The sequence below is a fragment of the Brucella lupini genome (genome assembly GCF_002252535.1).
Classification (GTDB): Bacteria; Pseudomonadota; Alphaproteobacteria; order Rhizobiales; family Rhizobiaceae; genus Brucella; species Brucella anthropi.
In genome coordinates this window covers 344,129-360,875 of sequence record NZ_NNRN01000053.1, presented here as the reverse complement: position 1 = coordinate 360,875, position 16,747 = coordinate 344,129, and the positions used below count along the sequence as shown (strand labels likewise).

Below are 16,747 nucleotides of genomic sequence, written 5' to 3'. Positions count from 1 at the left end.
ACAATCATGACAGCTATCGCTTTGTTCGGAGCGGGCGGCAAGATGGGCTACCGTCTGGCCAAGAACCTCAAAGGTTCGCGCTTTGAAGTCCGTCACATCGAAGTCAGTGACGCAGGAAAGGCACGCCTGAAGAACGACCTCGGCATCGATACCATTGATGTTGATGCGGGTCTTGAAGGCGCGGAAGTCGTCATTCTGGCTGTGCCGGATACCATCATCGGCAAGGTCGCAGCAGGCATCGTAGACAAGCTGAAGCCGGGCACGATGGTTGTTGCACTCGACGCAGCCGCGCCATTTGCCGGCCATCTGCCAGAACGTGCAGACCTCACCTATTTCGTGACCCATCCTTGCCATCCGCCGATCTTCAACGACGAAACGGATATGCAAGCAAAGAAGGACCACTTCGGCGGTCTGTTTGCAAAGCAGCACATCGTTTCGGCTCTGATGCAGGGACCGGAAGAAGCTTATGCACTGGGCGAAGAAATCGCCAAGGTCATCTGGGCACCAGTGATGCGCTCGCATCGCGTAACCGTTGAGCAGCTCGCAATTCTCGAGCCGGGCCTCTCGGAAACCGTTGCAGCTTCGCTTCTCGTTGTCATGAAGCAGGCCATGGATGAAACCGTTCGTCGCGGCGTTCCTGAAGAAGCAGCACGCGACTTCCTGCTCGGCCACATGAATGTTCTCGGCGCCGTCATCTTTGGCGAAGTCCAGGGCGTATTCTCCGATGCCTGCAACAAGGCAATCGAATTCGGCATTCCTGCGCTGATGCGCGACGACTGGAAAAACGTTTTCGAACCGGAAGAAATCGCAGAAAGCATCCGTCGCATTACGTGACGTTATCCGGGAGGGCGTAATGCGCCTTCCCCTTTTTTACCGCCTCTTGGGAAACGGGGCTTGATTTGGGAGGAAATAATGAAGTTTACACGCAGGACAATTGCGCGCGGTTTTGCGATTGCAGCCGTCTCGGCAACATTGGCAGGCGGTGTTGTCATGCCAGCATGGGCCGCTGATCTGATCGCAATCATCACGCCGTCGCACGACAATCCATTCTACAAAGCCGAAGCCGTGGGCGCCGAAGCCAAAGCCAAGGAACTTGGCTACGAAACACTGATCCTTCAGCATGACGACGATCCAACCAAGCAGTCGCAGCTTGTCGATACGGCCATCGGTCGTGGCGCAAAGGCAATCATCCTCGACAATGCTGGCTCGGAAGCATCGATTGCCGCCGTTCAGAAGGCCAAGGATGCCAAAGTCCCTTCATTCCTGATCGACCGTGAAATCAATGCCTCAGGCGTTGCAGTGTCGCAGATTGTTTCCAACAACTATCAGGGCGCACAGCTCGGTGCGGAAGAATTCGTGAAGCTAATGGGCGAAGCTGGCAATTATGTCGAGCTGCTCGGCCGCGAATCCGACCTCAACGCTGGCACCCGCTCCAAGGGCTATCACGACGTCATCGATGAATATCCAGACATGAAAATGGTTGCGCAGCAGTCGGCCAACTGGAGCCAGACTGAAGCCTTCTCCAAGATGCAGAGCATTTTGCAGGCAAATCCCGACATTAAGGGCGTGATTTCCGGCAATGACACCATGGCCATGGGCGCTTGGGCAGCGCTTGAAGCCGCAGGTCGCAAGGACGTTATCGTTGTCGGCTTCGACGGCTCCAACGATGTCCGCGACTCCATCAAGGCCGGTGGCATCAAGGCAACGGTTCTTCAGCCTGCCTATGCTCAGGCACAGATGGCTGTCGTTCAGGCTGACGAATTCATCAAGACCGGTAAGGGCCCTGCTGAAGAAAAGCAGCTGATGGACTGCGTCCTTATCAATCCTGACAATGCAGACAAGCTCGAAACTTTCGCTTTGAAGGACTAACTCCCAAGGCTTGCGACATCGGGAGCGCCGACAAATGTTAGCGCTCCCGAAATGCTCCTAATACCGAGGATAAATTCATGTCAGTGCTGAAGTCAGCTTCCATTATCCTGCTGGCCTGCGGCGTCGCGCTTTCGGGCTGCAAAATCATCAAGACGCCGACAGCAGAAGAAGCCGCAGAAGCACGCGGCGATAATTTCAATCCCGATCGTTCGGTTGCCGACATATGGGATTCAAAAGTTAAGCCGTTTTTTGCCGAGAAAACTGCAACGCTCGATGAAGTGATGCAGGCTGCAAATACAGATGTGGATGCCGCTGGAGCGAAATACGGTCATCGCGAAAAGCAGGGCAATGCCCCCTGGACCTTTGCAGCTAGGCTTGAAGGTACAGTGGTCGCCGCTGAAACGAAGTCGCGTGCAGCCTATGTCGATGTCGACAACAATGGCGATGGCAAGGCCGATGCACGCGTGCAGATCGGGCCGACGGTTCGCGGCAGCGCAATCCGCGACAGCCTCTCCTTTGTGAACTTCAACGAGTTCCGCAATCAGATCGACTGGGCGCAATTTGGCAAGGCGTTCAACGCCCGCGTCAACGATGACGTATTGTCCAAGCTGCCACGCGAAGAACTCATTGGCATGAAGGTGAAGGCCGAAGGTGCTTTCCCGTTGCCATCGAAGGGCCAGCTTCCTCTTGTGACGCCTGTTTCCATCTCTCTGGGGAAATAAGCCATGGAGACGGAGTTGAACGAGAAAAACGATATCGTCCTCAAGCTTGAGGATGTTTCCAAGGTCTATTCAGGCATTGTCGCGGTCAAGCGCGCCAATCTTGAATTGCGCCGTGGTTCGGTCAATGTGCTTGTCGGCGAAAACGGTGCTGGCAAGTCAACGCTGATGAAGATCATCGCGGGCGTTGAGCGTCCGACCATGGGGAAGATTATTCTCGATGGCGAGGAAGTGTCATTCGACAGCCCTGCCGACGCGCAGAAGCGCGGCATTGCGATGATCTTTCAGGAACTGAACCTGTTTTCAAACATGACGGTGGCCGAGAATATCTTTGCCACACGCGAGATCACACGCGGTTTGCGTGGTATTGATCACAAGGCGCAGGTCGTCAAGGCCAATGAATATCTCGACCGCCTTGACGCAGGCATCTGTGCAACTACGCTTGTCGCCGATCTGCCGATCGGTCAGCAGCAGCTTGTCGAAATCGCCAAGGCCATTTCGCTCGATGCACGCATCGTCATCATGGATGAACCAACATCGGCCCTTTCTGCCGCCGAAGTCGACATTCTGTTCAAGGTGATCGCCGAGCTGAAAAAGAAGGGCGTGGCAATCGTCTATATTTCGCATCGTCTCGAAGAACTGATGCGAATTGGCGATTACATCACGGTTCTGCGCGACGGAAAAATCACCGGCCAGGAAGAGATCAAAAATATCGATACGCAATGGATCGTGCGTTCGATGATCGGCTCCGATGCCAAGGATTTTGCCAAGCCTGTTACCCACAAGATTGGCGCCGAACGGTTTCGTGCTGAAAACATCACCCTGCCCCGGGCAACCGGCGGGCTTGCAGTTGATGATGTCTCCCTGACCGTGCGCGCGGGCGAAGTTCTGGGCATTTACGGCCTTATGGGCGCGGGACGTTCCGAGTTTTTCGAGTGTGTGATGGGCCAGCATGGGCACTCCACCGGCCATATCTATATCGATGGCGAGGAAGTGAAAGAGCGCGATACGACCCGTCGCATCCGGCGCGGCCTTGCCCTCATACCGGAAGATCGTCAGCGCGAAGGTCTGGTGCAGATCTTGTCGATTGCCAGCAATCTGACACTGGCAAGTCTCGACCGTCTGGCTCGCGTCTTCCACATCACGCCAAAGCGTGAAAAACAGGCCATTCAACAGGCGATCAAAGACCTTTCGATCAAGGCACCAAACCCCGAATTCGAAGTCACTTCGATGTCAGGCGGCAATCAGCAAAAGGTCGTCATCGGCAAGGCGCTGATGACCAATCCGAAAGTTCTTCTGATGGATGAGCCATCGCGCGGCATCGATGTGGGTGCGAAGGCCGATGTCTTCCGCACCATGCGCAGGCTTGCTGCCGAAGGTCTATCCATTCTTTTTTCAACCTCTGATCTGGAAGAAGTCATGGCGCTCTCCGATCGCATCGCGGTGCTCAGCAATGGGAAGCTGATTGCCATATTCGACCGCGATAAAGCGACGGAAGCCGACATTGTTGCCGCTTCGGCCAAGGGCCACGGGCATACACATGACAACGACCACAACAAACAAACAAGGGAACGCGCGTCATGACAGCCAACACGACGACGGCCGCCACTGACTCAACCTTTAACAGCGGCTCGGCCCTGCTGACGCTGATGAAACTGAGAACCTTCATCGCGCTTTTCGCGGTGTTCATCTTCTTCTCGTTCGCAGCACCAAACTTCCTTTCAGCCGCCAACCTGATCCTGATGTCGAAGCACGTTGCGCTTAATGCATTTCTTGCAATGGGCATGACCTTCGTCATCATCACAGGCGGCATCGACCTTTCCGTCGGCTCCATTGTCGGGCTTTGCGGCATGGTTGCCGGCGGTCTTCTGATCTACGGGATTGATCTTGGCATCGGCTACACGATCTATTTCAACATCATCGAAATTTCGCTGATCACATTGGCCGTTGGTGTCGCAGTCGGCTTCATAAACGGGCTATTGATAACCAAACTGAATGTCGCGCCCTTCATCGCGACACTCGGCACGCTTTATGTAGCGCGTGGCCTGGCACTTCTGTCCTCGGACGGCCAGACCTTCCCGAACCTTGTAGGCCGCGAAGATCTGGGCACAACCGGCTTCGCCTTCCTCGGATCAGGCAGCATTCTCGGTCTTCCGGTCTCGATCTGGATTCTGATCGTCGTCGCATTGGCCGCAGCCTATATCGCGCGATACACGCCGCTTGGTCGCCAGATTTTCGCAGTCGGCGGCAATGAACGTGCGGCACGCATGTCGGGTATCCGCGTCGACCGCGTAAAGATGTTCGTTTACATGTTTTCGGGCTTCTGTGCCGCGATTGCCGGGCTTATCATCTCGTCTGAACTGATGTCGTCGCACCCGGCAACCGGCAACTCGTTCGAGCTAAACGCCATCGCAGCAGCCGTTCTTGGTGGCACTTCAATGTCAGGCGGACGCGGCACCATTGGCGGCACAATCATCGGTGCATTCGTCATCGGTATTCTCTCCGACGGTCTGGTCATGATGGGCGTATCGTCCTTCTGGCAGATGGTCATCAAGGGCCTTGTCATCATCATCGCCGTGGTAGTTGATCAGGCACAGCGCCGCCTCCAGCAGCGCGTTACACTCATGCAAATGGCAAAAGCAGGATAAAAATGGCAGACTTGAATGGCGCTCTCATCGGTTGTGGTTTCTTCGCAATCAATCAGATGCACGCATGGAACGACGTTTCGGGTGCCAAAATTGTGGCGATCTGCGACCGCGATCCTGAGCGGTTGAAGATTGTCGGCGACCAGTTCGGCATCGAACGACGCTACACAGATGCTGAGGCGCTGTTTGCAGATGGCGGCATCAACTTTGTCGATATCGCCACCACAGTTTCAAGCCATCGTGCTCTGGTGGAGCTTGCCGCCGCCCACAAGGTGCCAGCAATCTGCCAGAAGCCCTTTGCCAAAACGCTTGATGATGCAAAGGCCATGGTGAAGATCTGCGGTGAAGCAGGCATTCCGCTCATGGTGCATGAAAACTTCCGCTGGCAGACACCTATTCAGGCCGTGCGTAAAGCGCTCGATAGCGGCGTCATAGGCGCGCCTTTCTGGGGACGCTTTTCCTTCCGCTCGGGCTTTGATGTTTTCTCCGGCCAGCCTTATCTTGCGGAAGGCGAACGCTTCATCATCGAAGATTTAGGCATTCATACGCTTGATATTGCGCGCTTCATTCTGGGCGATGTGACCAGCCTTGTTGCACGCACCAAGCGTGTGAACCCGAAAATCAAGGGTGAAGATGTAGCAACCATTCTCATGGACCATGAAAATGGTGCTACTTCCATTGTCGACGTAAGCTATGCCACCAAGCTCGCAACCGATCCTTTCCCGGAAACACTCGTTGAACTTGATGGCGCCGAAGGCTCTATTCGTCTTTATCAGGGTTATCGCCTTGAAGTGATTACGCCGAACAGCACGACGGTTTCCGATGTTTCGCCAAAACTGCTCTCATGGGCCTCACGTCCATGGCACAATATTCAGGGAAGCGTTTTTGCCATTCAGCAGCATTGGGTGGACAAGCTGGAAACTCGCGAAGAAACCTCGACATCGGGTGCGGATAATCTCAAGACTTTCGCGCTTGTCGAAGCCGCCTATGACAGTGCCGCAAGCGGCAACCGCGTCGACATTACGGCGTTGCTCAAATGAGCAACGTCGATTTTTTCCTGCTCTATGGAACGCGTGAAACCGAAGCTAAGCCGACGCATCTGAAAGCGGGCTTGCTTAGCCTGGATTTGAACGACGGCAATCTTCGCACCATCACTTACGACGGTGTCGAAGTTCTGCGTGCCGTCTCCTATCTGGTGCGGGATCGCGACTGGGGGACCTATAATCCGCAAATCCATGATCTGAACGTCGAGCAAAGCGACAGCGGTTTCATCGTCACCTATCAGGCACGTTGCGAAGGCCCGGATGCGACCAAACTCACCATTGATGTCCGCATTCAGGCAGAGAGTGTTGGTGGTACGCTCACTTTCGAAGCCGTAGCGAATACAGCGACAGGCTTTGAAACCAACCGTTGCGGCTTTTGCATCCTGCATCCAATCGTCGGCGTGGCAGGCTCCCCTGTGAGGGTCGAGCATGTAGACGGCACACTCAACAAGACCCGCCTGCCCGATCTGATCGAACCGTGGCAGCCTTTCAAGGATATGCGTGCGATCACCCATGAGGCCATGCCCGGCGTTACGGTCGAATGCCGCATGGAAGGCGATACCTTTGAGATGGAGGATCAGCGCAACTGGTCCGACGCATCTTACAAGACCTATGTACGGCCGCTGGCTTTGCCATGGCCTTACCAGATCGAAGCCACCAAATCCCAGCATCAGCGCATCGTGCTCAACATTTCCGACACGCGCGCAGTGACACCAAATAACACCCGGTATGCAGAGCCGGTGAGCATCACGCTTGGTGACACAAGCGGCACATTGCCAAATATCGGCATCATCATCACACCGGAAGAAGCCAAAGCAAGCCTTGCCGCAATTGATCTGTTGCAGGAAGTTGGCCCGCAGGATTTGTTATTTCATTACGATCCACTGGCAGGGCACAAAGGTTCAGCCTTTGCCGACTTTGCAGCTCTTGCAGCCCGACATAAAGGCCGTGTTTCGCTCGAAATTGCATTGCCTTGCGAGAAATCGCTCATCGAAGAGACGACAGCAATCGCTTCTGACATGAAAGCGGCTGGCTTTACCCCGGATGCGGTCATTGTTTCACCGGCTATAGATCGGCAGTCGACACCGCCCAGCAGCGAATGGCCGCCCTGCCCGCCGCTTGAAGATGTTTATGCGGCAGCAAGAGCAGCATTCCTGAATGCGCAGCTTGGCGGCGGAATGCTGAGCTATTTCACCGAGCTTAATCGCAAGCGTGTTCCGGGCGAGCATCTTGATTTCGTCACTCATTGCACGAATCCGATTGTCCATGCAGCGGACGACCTGAGTGTTATGCAAACACTGGAAGCTCTGCCTTTCATTACCCGCTCGGTGCGGGCGATCTACGGCGATAAGCCCTATCGCATCGGGCCGTCTACCATCCCCATGCGCCAGAATCCTTATGGCAGCAGAACGATGGAAAACCCGAATGGCAAGCGCATTGCTATGGCCAATCGCGATCCTCGCCACAATGGAAAATTCGCTGCGAGCTTCGCGATGGCATATGCCATATCTGTGCTGAATGCTGGCCTTGACAGCCTGACGCTTTCAGCCCTCACCGGACCTTTCGGACTTACTGCAGATGAAGGCGAACCGACACCCACAGGTGGGAAACGTCCACTCTTCACCACGATAAAAATATTGTCCCGGCTTGCAGGAAAAAAATGGCGGCAGCTTATTTCGTCGCGGCCTGACCACGTTCTGGCCTTTGCAACGGAGCAAGAATTCTGGCTGGTAAACATCACGTCACAGCCTCAGACTGTCAGCATCGCTCAGTTCGCCAAGATTGCTCTCGATCCCTACGCGGTCCAGAACTTGAAACGCTCATAGTTTTAATCGCGTCGTTGTTGTTCTGATCAGGAGCGGCCAACGCTGAGCTATAAAAATGATATGCCCGCCAGCAAGAACTGACGGGCATAAATCCAAAGGGTTTTCGGCGATTTAAATCACATTTGGTGTGATAGGCGAACCCAAATCATTCCCACTCGATCGTGCCGGGCGGCTTTGACGTCACGTCATAAACAACACGATTGATGCCGCGTACCTCGTTGATGATGCGAGTTGCCGCATTGCCGAGGAAATTCATATCGTAGTGATAGAAATCAGCAGTCATGCCGTCCACCGATGTCACAGCACGCAGCGCACAGACGAATTCGTAGGTACGACCATCGCCCATCACACCGACGGTCTGGACTGGCAACAGAACGGCAAAAGCCTGCCAGATGGCATCATAGAGACCAGCCTTGCGGATTTCGTCCAGATAGATCGCGTCGGCTTCGCGCAGAATCTCGAGTTTCTCGCGCGTAATACCGCCCGGGCAGCGGATAGCGAGACCCGGTCCCGGGAACGGATGGCGGCCGATGAAGCTATCCGGCAGGCCGAGTTCCTTGCCGAGCAAGCGTACCTCGTCCTTGAACAGTTCACGCAGTGGTTCGACGAGCTGCATCTTCATGCGCTCCGGCAGACCACCTACATTGTGGTGCGACTTGATCGTGACAGAAGGACCGCCGGTAAACGAAACGCTTTCGATAACGTCCGGATAGAGCGTGCCCTGCACGAGGAAATCCGCACCGCCGAGCTTCTTTGCTTCTTCCTCGAACACTTCGATGAAGAGACGGCCAATCGTCTTGCGCTTCTTTTCAGGATCGGTTTCGCCTTCCAGCTCGCCGATGAAACGATCAGCAGCATCAACGAGAATGAGCGGCAGGTTGTAATGCTCGCGGAACATTTCAACGACTTGGTTAGCTTCGTTTTTACGCATCAGCCCGTGATCAACCAGAATACACGTCAGCTGATCGCCGATGGCTTCATGCGCCAGGAGTGCTGCAACAGAAGAATCCACACCGCCGGAAAGCGCACAGATAACCTTGCCGCTACCAACCTGCTTGCGGATCGCCTCAACTGCCTGTTCGCGATAGGCGCCCATGGTCCAGCCCGGCTTCACACCGACGATACGATGAACGAAATTCTGAAGAAGTTTTGCACCGTCCGGCGTATGCACGACTTCCGGGTGGAACTGCACGCCGTAATATTTGCGCTTCTCGTCAGCGATAGCCGCAAAAGGTGCGTTTGGCGAAGTGCCTATAATGGTAAAACCATCGGGCAACGACGTAACACGGTCACCATGGCTCATCCAGACCTGATGACGGGTGCCCTTGGCCCAGATGCCTTCGAAGAGAGGGCTATCTTCCTGCACATCCAAGAAAGCACGACCGAATTCGCGATCATGGCCACTTTCGACTTTACCACCCAACTGGGCGCACATCGTCTGTTCACCATAGCAGATGCCGAGGACCGGAATGCCTTCTTCGAAAACGGCCTGCGGCGCTCGCGGCGACCCAATATCAGTCGTCGAATGGGGGCTGCCTGAAAGGATAACACCTTTCGGCTTCAGCCGCTTGAAAGCCTCTTCCGCAGACTGGAAAGGGACGATTTCACAATAGACACTGGCTTCGCGCACGCGACGCGCAATCAGCTGCGTAACCTGGCTGCCAAAGTCGATGATTAGGATTGTGTCGGGATGTGCCGTGGTGCTCATGTGCAGCATCTATTTAAAAAGTGACCGAGATGCAATGCCTATATGGGTTATAGGCATCGTGCTCAACAAGTGCGTTGCCAAAAATCGACCTATACTGACATACCATTGTCAGGAGCCGGCAGGAGACCATCCGCAATTGCAGCCTCCAATCGCTCGACCGCATGGGCCAGTTTTTCATCGATAATGTGCAGATACTGTGTCCAGTCCCCCACATGCTGCAACTCGCTTGCACCATCGGAAATACCGCGAAGCCCAAAAAGCGGAATTCCTGCGAGCTGGCATGCGCGCAGACAGGCATAGGTTTCCATATCAACCATATCCGCATCAACCGTCATATAGGCTTTGTCGGAAACGATATTGGCACCTGTTGAGAGCGAAGCGACAGGGATTTCTGGTACAGAAACCGGGAGCTCGATCACTTTGGGAAGATCGAGAAAAGGCGTTGCGCCTTTTTCAAACCCGAGAGGTGAAGCATCCATATCGCGATAGGATACGGAAGATACCTGAAACACTTCAGCTTGCGGTAATCTGGCTGAGCCTGCTGAGCCAAGCGAGACCACGAGGTCGGGCTTTTCTCCAGCCTGCGCCAGACCTGCAAGAGCATATGCGAGATTGGCAGCCGCCTCGACTGGCCCTACCCCGATCATGACCGGCGTAAAGAGTTTCGCCAAATGACGTCCATATTCGGCATCCACTGCCATGACGTAGAGGAGACGCTTTCCGGCGACAGTTTTAATCATCCCTGCAGGCCTTTTCTGTCCTGCACGACCATCATTGTTCCGGTCATGGTTGCGATCAGGCGCACTTCCGTGTCGGTTACGGCGAATGCCTGTCCATCACTAACCATGATCGTCCGTCCGGGTTTGGTGACCTCGCCACGAAAGAGGAAACGTTCCCCTTTGCCCGGAGCAAGCAGATTCACTTTGAATTCGATGGTCAGTACAGCCGCGTCGGAAGGCATCAGCGTCAGTGCCGCATAGCCGCAAGCAGAATCAAGAGCAGCAGAAATCATGCCCGCATGGAGAATGCCATGCTGTTGCGTCAGCTCCTCTCGAAACGGCATCTCAACTTCAACGATACCGGGCTCACACCGTGTCAGTTCAGCGCCTATCAGTTTCATGGCTGCCTGCCGACCAAAACTTTCCTCGACGCGCTCTTTGAAATCCGGTTCTGCTACACGATGCGCTGACATCGTCCCCCCGTTCTTTCCATCTATTATCACGCATTATCCAACGCAAAACCGCTTCGCACTTTTGCTGGAAATGCTTTAGTTTGATCTCTGCAGAAGGCTCACATAAAACCCGTCAGTGCCAGTGGACAATGGCGAGAATACCGCGCCGTGCGACGAGAATACTGGCTTCACATCACCAGCGTCCGCTACAATTGTATCCCACAAAGCCTCTGGCGCAACTTCCGTAAAATCAGCATTCCCTGTGAGAAACTGTGCAATCTGTCTCGTGTTTTCTTCTGCGAACAATGAACAGGTAATATAGGCCAGACGTCCGCCCGGCTTCACATAATGCTTGGCAGATTCCAGCACTTCCTTCTGGTCTTGAACGCGCCGCTCAAGCTGCTGGTCGTTCAACCGCCATTTCGCATCCGGGCGGCGGCGCCATGTGCCGGAACCAGTGCAAGGCGCATCGGTCAGCACGAGATCCATCTGCCCTGTCAGTGGGTCCAGTGCATCGAGATTTCCATGGACCTGCGTGTTACGCACCCCAGCACGCTGTAGCCGCTCATGCATGGGCGAAAGCCGCGCACGTTCAGCATCATAGGCATGAATTTGACCGCTATTCTGCATCGCAGCGGCCAAAGCCAATGTCTTTCCACCAGCTCCAGCGCAATAGTCCAGTACCTGCTGGCCGGGTTTGGCACCGGCAAAGAGCGCAGCAAGCTGTGACCCCAAATCCTGGACCTCGAACCAGCCGTCGAGAAAGGCCTGCTCGCCCTGCACATTCGGATGGCGTCCAAGTGCTTCAATCGGCGGGATGCGTAGCGCCTGCGCAAGGAACGGCGCGGGTGCAGCACCAGCCTTTTCAAGTGCTGTGAGCGTTTTTTCCGGCGTCGCCTTCAAACTGTTCACACGAAGATCGACTGGCGGTCGCGTTGCCAGCGCCCTGCCTTCATCCACCCAGCGCGCGCCGAAAAGTTCCTCAAGCGACGATGCACACCATTCGGGCACATCCGCCTGAACATGGGCAGGCGCTTCAGTGACATCCCTGCTTTCCCAAGCAATACGACGCGGCTGCTCCAGCACTTTCGGCGCAAACTTGTCTCCATCGAGAGCAGCGTCGATGGTCGCAATATCCATGCCGCCGTCGGCCAATAGTGCGCCAAAAGCCAGAGCGCGCGCATCATCGCCATCCATTCGCCACGCGATGGACAACTTGCGGCGCAGCGCATCATAGACGATGTTGCCGATCACAGCGCGGTCACCCGCACCTGCGAAACGATGGGAAGCGCCCCAATCCTTCAGCACGTCAGAAGCCGGGCGTGTACCCGCTTCAATCTGATCCAATACCTCGATAGCCGCCTGCAGGCGTCCGCCAAGCCGCATTGTGTCTCCTTCTCGAATGCCTGCTCGGGCATAGCCTTCCTTGCAGGGAAAAGGCAATCGGCAAATCAAAACAAAAAAGCCGGAGCAACGAGCTCCGGCTTTCTTTCTGTCTTATAAACACGGTTTATTCGGCTGCCGTTGCCTCTTCACTTGTAGCAATCGTGTTGGCTTCATAACCATGTGCATCCTTCAAGGCTTTGCGCACACCAGCCTCATAGTCGGGATGGATCAGCTTGAAGTGGCCGAGCTGGCGCTCAACGATGAAGCCCGGAACTCCACCCATTGCCGCCGCAATATTGGAGAACAGACGCTGTTTCTGTCCGTCATCGAACAGATTGAACAAGGCCCGCGGCTGCGAGTAATCGTCATTTCCCACACGATGGTCATAACGGGCGGCATCGCCGGAAATGCGCAACGGCGGCTCCTTGGCCGACGGCTGTTCGACCGGGCCGTTAAACGAATTCGGCTCGTAATAGGCGTCCGGATTGCCGGTCTTGATACCGCCATAGACATTCATCTGACCATCACGGTGATAGTGATGAACCGGGCACTTCGGCTGATTGACCGGAATGCTTTCGTAATGCGTGCCAAGGCGATGACGATGCGCATCCGCATAGGAGAAAATACGCGCCTGCAACATCTTGTCGGGTGAATAGCTGATACCCGGCACGATGTTCGACGGTGAGAAAGCCGCATTTTCAATCTCGGTGAAGTAGTTTTCCGGATTACGGTTCAGCTCCATGATACCGATATCGATCGGCGGATAGTCCGCATGCGGCCAGACTTTGGTAAGATCAAACGGATTGTACGGTGTCTTGTCGGCGTCGAGTTCCGGCATGATCTGCACCTGAACCTTCCACTTCGGGAAATTGCCCTTATCGATGGAAGTGAACAAGTCTTCCTGCGTGGATTCTCGCGTGCGACCAATCACACCTTCGGCTTCAGCATTGGTCCAGTGCTTGTGGCCCTGCATGGTCTTGAAATGGAACTTGACCCAATAGCGTTCACCGGCATCGTTCCAGAACGAATAGGTGTGAGAACCATAACCGTTGATATGACGCACATCGGTTGGCAAGCCGCGATCGGACATTAGGATCGTCACCTGATGCAGGCTTTCGGGCGAAAGCGACCAGAAGTCCCACATAGCGGTCGCCGAACGCAGGTTCGTCTTGGGATGACGCTTCTGGGTGTGGATGAAATCCGGGAACTTGACCGGGTCGCGTACAAAGAACACAGGGGTGTTGTTGCCGACCAGATCCCAGTTACCTTCCTCCGTATAGAACTTGAGAGCAAAGCCGCGCACGTCGCGCTCGGCATCAGCAGCACCCTGCTCGCCGGCAACGGTCGAAAAACGCGCCAGCATCGGCGTCTGGGCACCCGGCTGCAGTGCCTTGGCCTTGGTGTATTTCGAAATATCGCCGGTGATGGTCAGCGTACCATAAGCGCCCCAGCCCTTGGCATGAACGGCACGTTCCGGGATACGTTCGCGGTTTTGATGGCTTAGTTTTTCAATGAGCTGATAGTCCTGCATTAAAAGCGGGCCGCGCTCACCTGCGCTCAGGGAATTCTGGTTGTCCGGTATCGGAGCGCCTGCACTCGTCGTCATAATTGGGCGATCTGTCATGGGAATTCCCTCCTGAAAAGCCAATATTGGAATACAACTAGCCTTGCTATAAGCACGACACAGTTCGTCCGTGTCGCGCCGTGGCTAGGTAACTGGCTCAGATTAGACCTATTCCAATCATAATCTCCAATTGCTTTTCCGATTATTTTCGATAAGTTTTTCTTATCATGTTTACAGTACGTCAAATGCGCTATTTCGAAGCGCTTGCCGCCACGCTGCATTTCCGCAAAGCCGCGCAACTGGCACACGTGTCCCAGCCGGCCCTTTCGGCCCAGATCGCGGAAATGGAAGCTCTTGCAGGCGCGCCCCTTTTCGAGCGCTCGCAGCGACAGGTGATCATGACGGAGCTCGGCAAGCAGCTTTATCCGGGTATCCAGACCATCTTGCGCGAACTCCACACACTTGAGGAAATAGCCGCGCAAAGCCGGGGATTGTTACAAACACGGCTGCGGCTGGGCATCATTCCGACTGTTGCTCCGTATTTGGTCCCGGTTCTCATCCCTCTTTTGCGCGAACGGCATCCGTCATTCCGCCTCCAATTGCGAGAAAGCGTAACCGCGAAACTTCTTGATGAACTGCACGCGGGTGAAATCGATGCAATTGTCGCTGCCCTTCCCATTGATGATGAGCGGCTTGCCCAAAGAAAGCTGTTCGATGACCGCTTCCTGATTGCGACCTCAACTAATGATCAAACGGTTCTCGCTTCGCCTATTACACAGGACAACGTCGCTCTCGACCGTTTACTCCTGTTGGAAGAGGGGCATTGCATGAGGGATCAGGCATTGGCTGTTTGTTCGCTGCCTTCTCAGCGCCAGCTCGTAAAGTATGGTGCCACCAGCATGACCACCCTTTTACAAATGGTGAGTCATGGAATGGGCCTTACTCTCATTCCCGAAATCGCGGTGCGCGCGGAAGCACGCAGCAATCATATGCGCATCGTGCCCTTTGACGGCGAGCAACCAAAGCGGGAAATCGCCTTATTCTGGCGGCGACAGAGTATGCGCCGAAAAGATTTTCAGGCGCTTGGTGATTGTATCGTGGAAAGCGCCAATGGGCTTTTCATTCGTTCAAAGGAACTGGCAGCATTCACAAAATAAAAGGGCGGCCTAAAGCCGCCCTATCATGAATACCATGAGACAGGTTTACATGCCGCCGGGATAGTTCGGGCTTTCGCGGGTGATTGCAACGCCATGCGAATGGCTTTCCCGCAACCCGGCGTTGGAAATGCGCACAAAAGTCGCTTTCTCGCGGAATTCCTCCAGCGTCTTCGCGCCTACATAGCCCATGGAAGCGCGCAAACCGCCTGCAAGTTGGTGCAGGACCGCGGAAATCGGCCCCTTGTAAGCCACCTGTCCTTCGATGCCTTCCGGTACGAGCTTCAGCTCATCGCGCACTTCCGCTTGGAAATAACGATCAGCCGAGCCGCGCGCCATGGCACCGACCGAACCCATACCGCGATAGGCTTTGAACGAGCGGCCCTGATGCAAATAGACTTCGCCGGGGCTTTCTTCCGTACCGGCCAACAGCGAACCAGCCATTGCCGCGACTGCTCCAGCGGCCAACGCTTTGGCGAAATCGCCCGAAAACTTGATGCCGCCATCAGCGATTACCGGGATATTCTGCTTCTGCGCTGCTTCAACGGCTGACATAATGGCCGAAAGCTGTGGAACGCCGACACCGGCAACAATACGCGTGGTGCAGATCGAGCCCGGCCCGATACCAACCTTGACCGCATCCGCACCGGCATCAATCAGTGCCTGTGTACCAGCGGTCGTTGCCACATTACCTGCAAGAATTGCTATATTCGGATAGGCTTTCTTGATACGGGCCACTGCATCAAGAACGCGCTGCGAATGGCCATGCGCCGTGTCCACCACCAGAAGATCGACACCGGCTTCAATCAAACGTTCGGCGCGTTCGTAACCATCCTCGCCGACGCTCGTTGCTGCAGCAGCGCGCAGACGTCCCTGAGCGTCCTTGGCGGCGTTCGGATTGAGCTGCGACTTTTCAATATCCTTGACGGTAACAAGACCAACGCAACGACCCTGATCGTCGACAACGAGAAGCTTTTCAATACGATGAGCGTGCAACAGACGTTTTGCTTCGTCCTGATTGACATTCTCGCGAACCGTAATGAGGTTCTCACGGGTCATCAGCTCGTGGATTTTCTGCTTCGGATCGGACGCAAAACGGACGTCGCGATTGGTCAGGATACCGACAATACGCCCCGGACCCTTGGTAGCATTCTCAACGACCGGAATACCCGAAATTCCATGTGCCTTCATCAATGCCTGAGCGTCGGCAAGTGTCGCATCCGGCCCGATGGTAACCGGATTTACTACCATGCCGGATTCAAATTTCTTTACCTGACGGACTTCTTCCGCCTGACGCTCCGGCGTCAGATTACGGTGAATGACGCCAATACCACCGGCCTGCGCCATCGCAATAGCCAGACGGGATTCCGTCACCGTATCCATGGCAGCAGAAAGAAGAGGAAGGTTAAGCTCGATATCCTTGGCGATGCGCGTGCGCAGATCAACCTGCCCCGGCATTACTTCGGAATGGCCCGGCTGCAACAGCACATCATCAAATGTGAGAGCGAGAGCGCCAGTGGGCGATTCCACGATTTTAGCCATTGCCAATTCCTTTGCCGATTTTATCGAATGAGAAAAGCCGCCTCTCCGGAATAGGTCCGGGAGCAGCGACACATCTGGTTTGCTAGGTTGAATTGGCACCGGCTGGTAACACGGTTATGA

The 16,747-nt window shown here is 55.0% G+C and carries 14 protein-coding genes; 8 read left to right on the top strand and 6 right to left on the bottom strand.

What is annotated here, in order from left to right; translation table 11 throughout:
- Positions 1-6 precede the first annotated feature (6 nt).
- The 7 genes from CES86_RS18540 (at position 7) to apnL (ending at position 8,102) form a co-directional block, all read left to right on the top strand.
- The gene (locus CES86_RS18540) at positions 7-834 is read left to right on the top strand and encodes a phosphogluconate dehydrogenase C-terminal domain-containing protein (RefSeq protein WP_029927942.1); all 828 of its coding nucleotides are present in this window, start codon (positions 7-9) and stop codon (positions 832-834) included.
- A 78-nt stretch (positions 835-912) separates the two neighbouring features.
- Positions 913-1,869 (top strand): D-ribose ABC transporter substrate-binding protein, encoded by a 957-nt coding sequence (locus tag CES86_RS18535; protein ID WP_029927944.1) that lies wholly within the window; start codon positions 913-915, stop codon positions 1,867-1,869.
- Positions 1,870-1,946: 77 nt separating this feature from the next.
- Positions 1,947-2,591 (top strand): DUF2291 family protein, encoded by a 645-nt coding sequence (locus CES86_RS18530; RefSeq protein ID WP_029927946.1) that lies wholly within the window; start codon positions 1,947-1,949, stop codon positions 2,589-2,591.
- Positions 2,592-2,594: 3 nt separating this feature from the next.
- Entirely contained in the window at positions 2,595-4,172 is a 1,578-nt protein-coding gene (locus CES86_RS18525) for a sugar ABC transporter ATP-binding protein (protein ID WP_029927947.1), read from the top strand.
- On the top strand, positions 4,169-5,236 hold the full coding sequence (locus CES86_RS18520; protein ID WP_010661025.1) for an ABC transporter permease: 1,068 nt from the start codon (positions 4,169-4,171) through the stop codon (positions 5,234-5,236). Before CES86_RS18525 ends, CES86_RS18520 begins: the two co-directional genes overlap by 4 nt.
- A 2-nt stretch (positions 5,237-5,238) precedes the next feature.
- The gene (locus CES86_RS18515; RefSeq protein ID WP_029927949.1) at positions 5,239-6,273 is read left to right on the top strand and encodes a Gfo/Idh/MocA family protein; all 1,035 of its coding nucleotides are present in this window, start codon (positions 5,239-5,241) and stop codon (positions 6,271-6,273) included.
- Complete coding sequence (gene apnL, locus CES86_RS18510) at positions 6,270-8,102, top strand: D-apionate lactonase (RefSeq protein WP_094515059.1); 1,833 nt, start codon at positions 6,270-6,272, stop codon at positions 8,100-8,102. Before CES86_RS18515 ends, apnL begins: the two co-directional genes overlap by 4 nt.
- A 145-nt stretch (positions 8,103-8,247) precedes the next feature.
- Here apnL and guaA read toward each other — a convergent pair whose 3' ends face one another.
- The 5 genes from guaA to katA all read right to left on the bottom strand — a co-directional run bounded on the left by guaA (position 8,248) and on the right by katA (position 13,991).
- A complete protein-coding gene (guaA, locus tag CES86_RS18505) occupies positions 8,248-9,810 on the bottom strand; it encodes a glutamine-hydrolyzing GMP synthase (RefSeq protein WP_029927954.1) in 1,563 nt (520 codons plus the stop codon).
- Positions 9,811-9,899: 89 nt separating this feature from the next.
- Entirely contained in the window at positions 9,900-10,550 is a 651-nt protein-coding gene (locus CES86_RS18500) for a 5'-methylthioadenosine/S-adenosylhomocysteine nucleosidase (RefSeq protein ID WP_029927956.1), read from the bottom strand.
- The gene (locus CES86_RS18495) at positions 10,547-11,002 is read right to left on the bottom strand and encodes a PaaI family thioesterase (RefSeq protein ID WP_010661020.1); all 456 of its coding nucleotides are present in this window, start codon (positions 11,000-11,002) and stop codon (positions 10,547-10,549) included. Before CES86_RS18495 ends, CES86_RS18500 begins: the two co-directional genes overlap by 4 nt.
- 75 nt (positions 11,003-11,077) lie before the next feature.
- Positions 11,078-12,367, bottom strand: a complete 1,290-nt coding sequence (locus CES86_RS18490; RefSeq protein ID WP_029927958.1) for an RsmB/NOP family class I SAM-dependent RNA methyltransferase — start codon at positions 12,365-12,367, stop codon at positions 11,078-11,080.
- A 124-nt stretch (positions 12,368-12,491) separates the two neighbouring features.
- Positions 12,492-13,991 carry a catalase KatA gene (katA, locus tag CES86_RS18485; RefSeq protein ID WP_029927960.1) on the bottom strand — a complete coding sequence of 500 codons (1,500 nt, stop codon included), beginning with the start codon at positions 13,989-13,991 and terminating at the stop codon, positions 12,492-12,494.
- A gap of 167 nt (positions 13,992-14,158) precedes the next feature.
- On the opposite strand from katA, the gene CES86_RS18480 reads away from it, so the two are divergent.
- Entirely contained in the window at positions 14,159-15,088 is a 930-nt protein-coding gene (locus tag CES86_RS18480) for a hydrogen peroxide-inducible genes activator (protein ID WP_094515058.1), read from the top strand.
- A 45-nt stretch (positions 15,089-15,133) separates the two neighbouring features.
- On the opposite strand, the gene guaB is transcribed toward CES86_RS18480, so the two are convergent.
- Positions 15,134-16,627, bottom strand: a complete 1,494-nt coding sequence (gene guaB, locus CES86_RS18475) for an IMP dehydrogenase (protein WP_094515057.1) — start codon at positions 16,625-16,627, stop codon at positions 15,134-15,136.
- Positions 16,628-16,747 lie beyond the last annotated feature (120 nt).

Coding starts and splice junctions, on each gene's coding strand:
- CES86_RS18540 (WP_029927942.1), top strand. CDS start 7: ATGACAGCTATCGCTTTGTTCGGAGCGGGCGGCAAGATGGGCTACCGT.
- CES86_RS18535 (WP_029927944.1), top strand. CDS start 913: ATGAAGTTTACACGCAGGACAATTGCGCGCGGTTTTGCGATTGCAGCC.
- CES86_RS18530 (WP_029927946.1), top strand. CDS start 1,947: ATGTCAGTGCTGAAGTCAGCTTCCATTATCCTGCTGGCCTGCGGCGTC.
- CES86_RS18525 (WP_029927947.1), top strand. CDS start 2,595: ATGGAGACGGAGTTGAACGAGAAAAACGATATCGTCCTCAAGCTTGAG.
- CES86_RS18520 (WP_010661025.1), top strand. CDS start 4,169: ATGACAGCCAACACGACGACGGCCGCCACTGACTCAACCTTTAACAGC.
- CES86_RS18515 (WP_029927949.1), top strand. CDS start 5,239: ATGGCAGACTTGAATGGCGCTCTCATCGGTTGTGGTTTCTTCGCAATC.
- apnL (WP_094515059.1), top strand. CDS start 6,270: ATGAGCAACGTCGATTTTTTCCTGCTCTATGGAACGCGTGAAACCGAA.
- guaA (WP_029927954.1), bottom strand. CDS start 9,810: ATGAGCACCACGGCACATCCCGACACAATCCTAATCATCGACTTTGGC.
- CES86_RS18500 (WP_029927956.1), bottom strand. CDS start 10,550: ATGATTAAAACTGTCGCCGGAAAGCGTCTCCTCTACGTCATGGCAGTG.
- CES86_RS18495 (WP_010661020.1), bottom strand. CDS start 11,002: ATGTCAGCGCATCGTGTAGCAGAACCGGATTTCAAAGAGCGCGTCGAG.
- CES86_RS18490 (WP_029927958.1), bottom strand. CDS start 12,367: ATGCGGCTTGGCGGACGCCTGCAGGCGGCTATCGAGGTATTGGATCAG.
- katA (WP_029927960.1), bottom strand. CDS start 13,991: ATGACAGATCGCCCAATTATGACGACGAGTGCAGGCGCTCCGATACCG.
- CES86_RS18480 (WP_094515058.1), top strand. CDS start 14,159: ATGTTTACAGTACGTCAAATGCGCTATTTCGAAGCGCTTGCCGCCACG.
- guaB (WP_094515057.1), bottom strand. CDS start 16,627: ATGGCTAAAATCGTGGAATCGCCCACTGGCGCTCTCGCTCTCACATTT.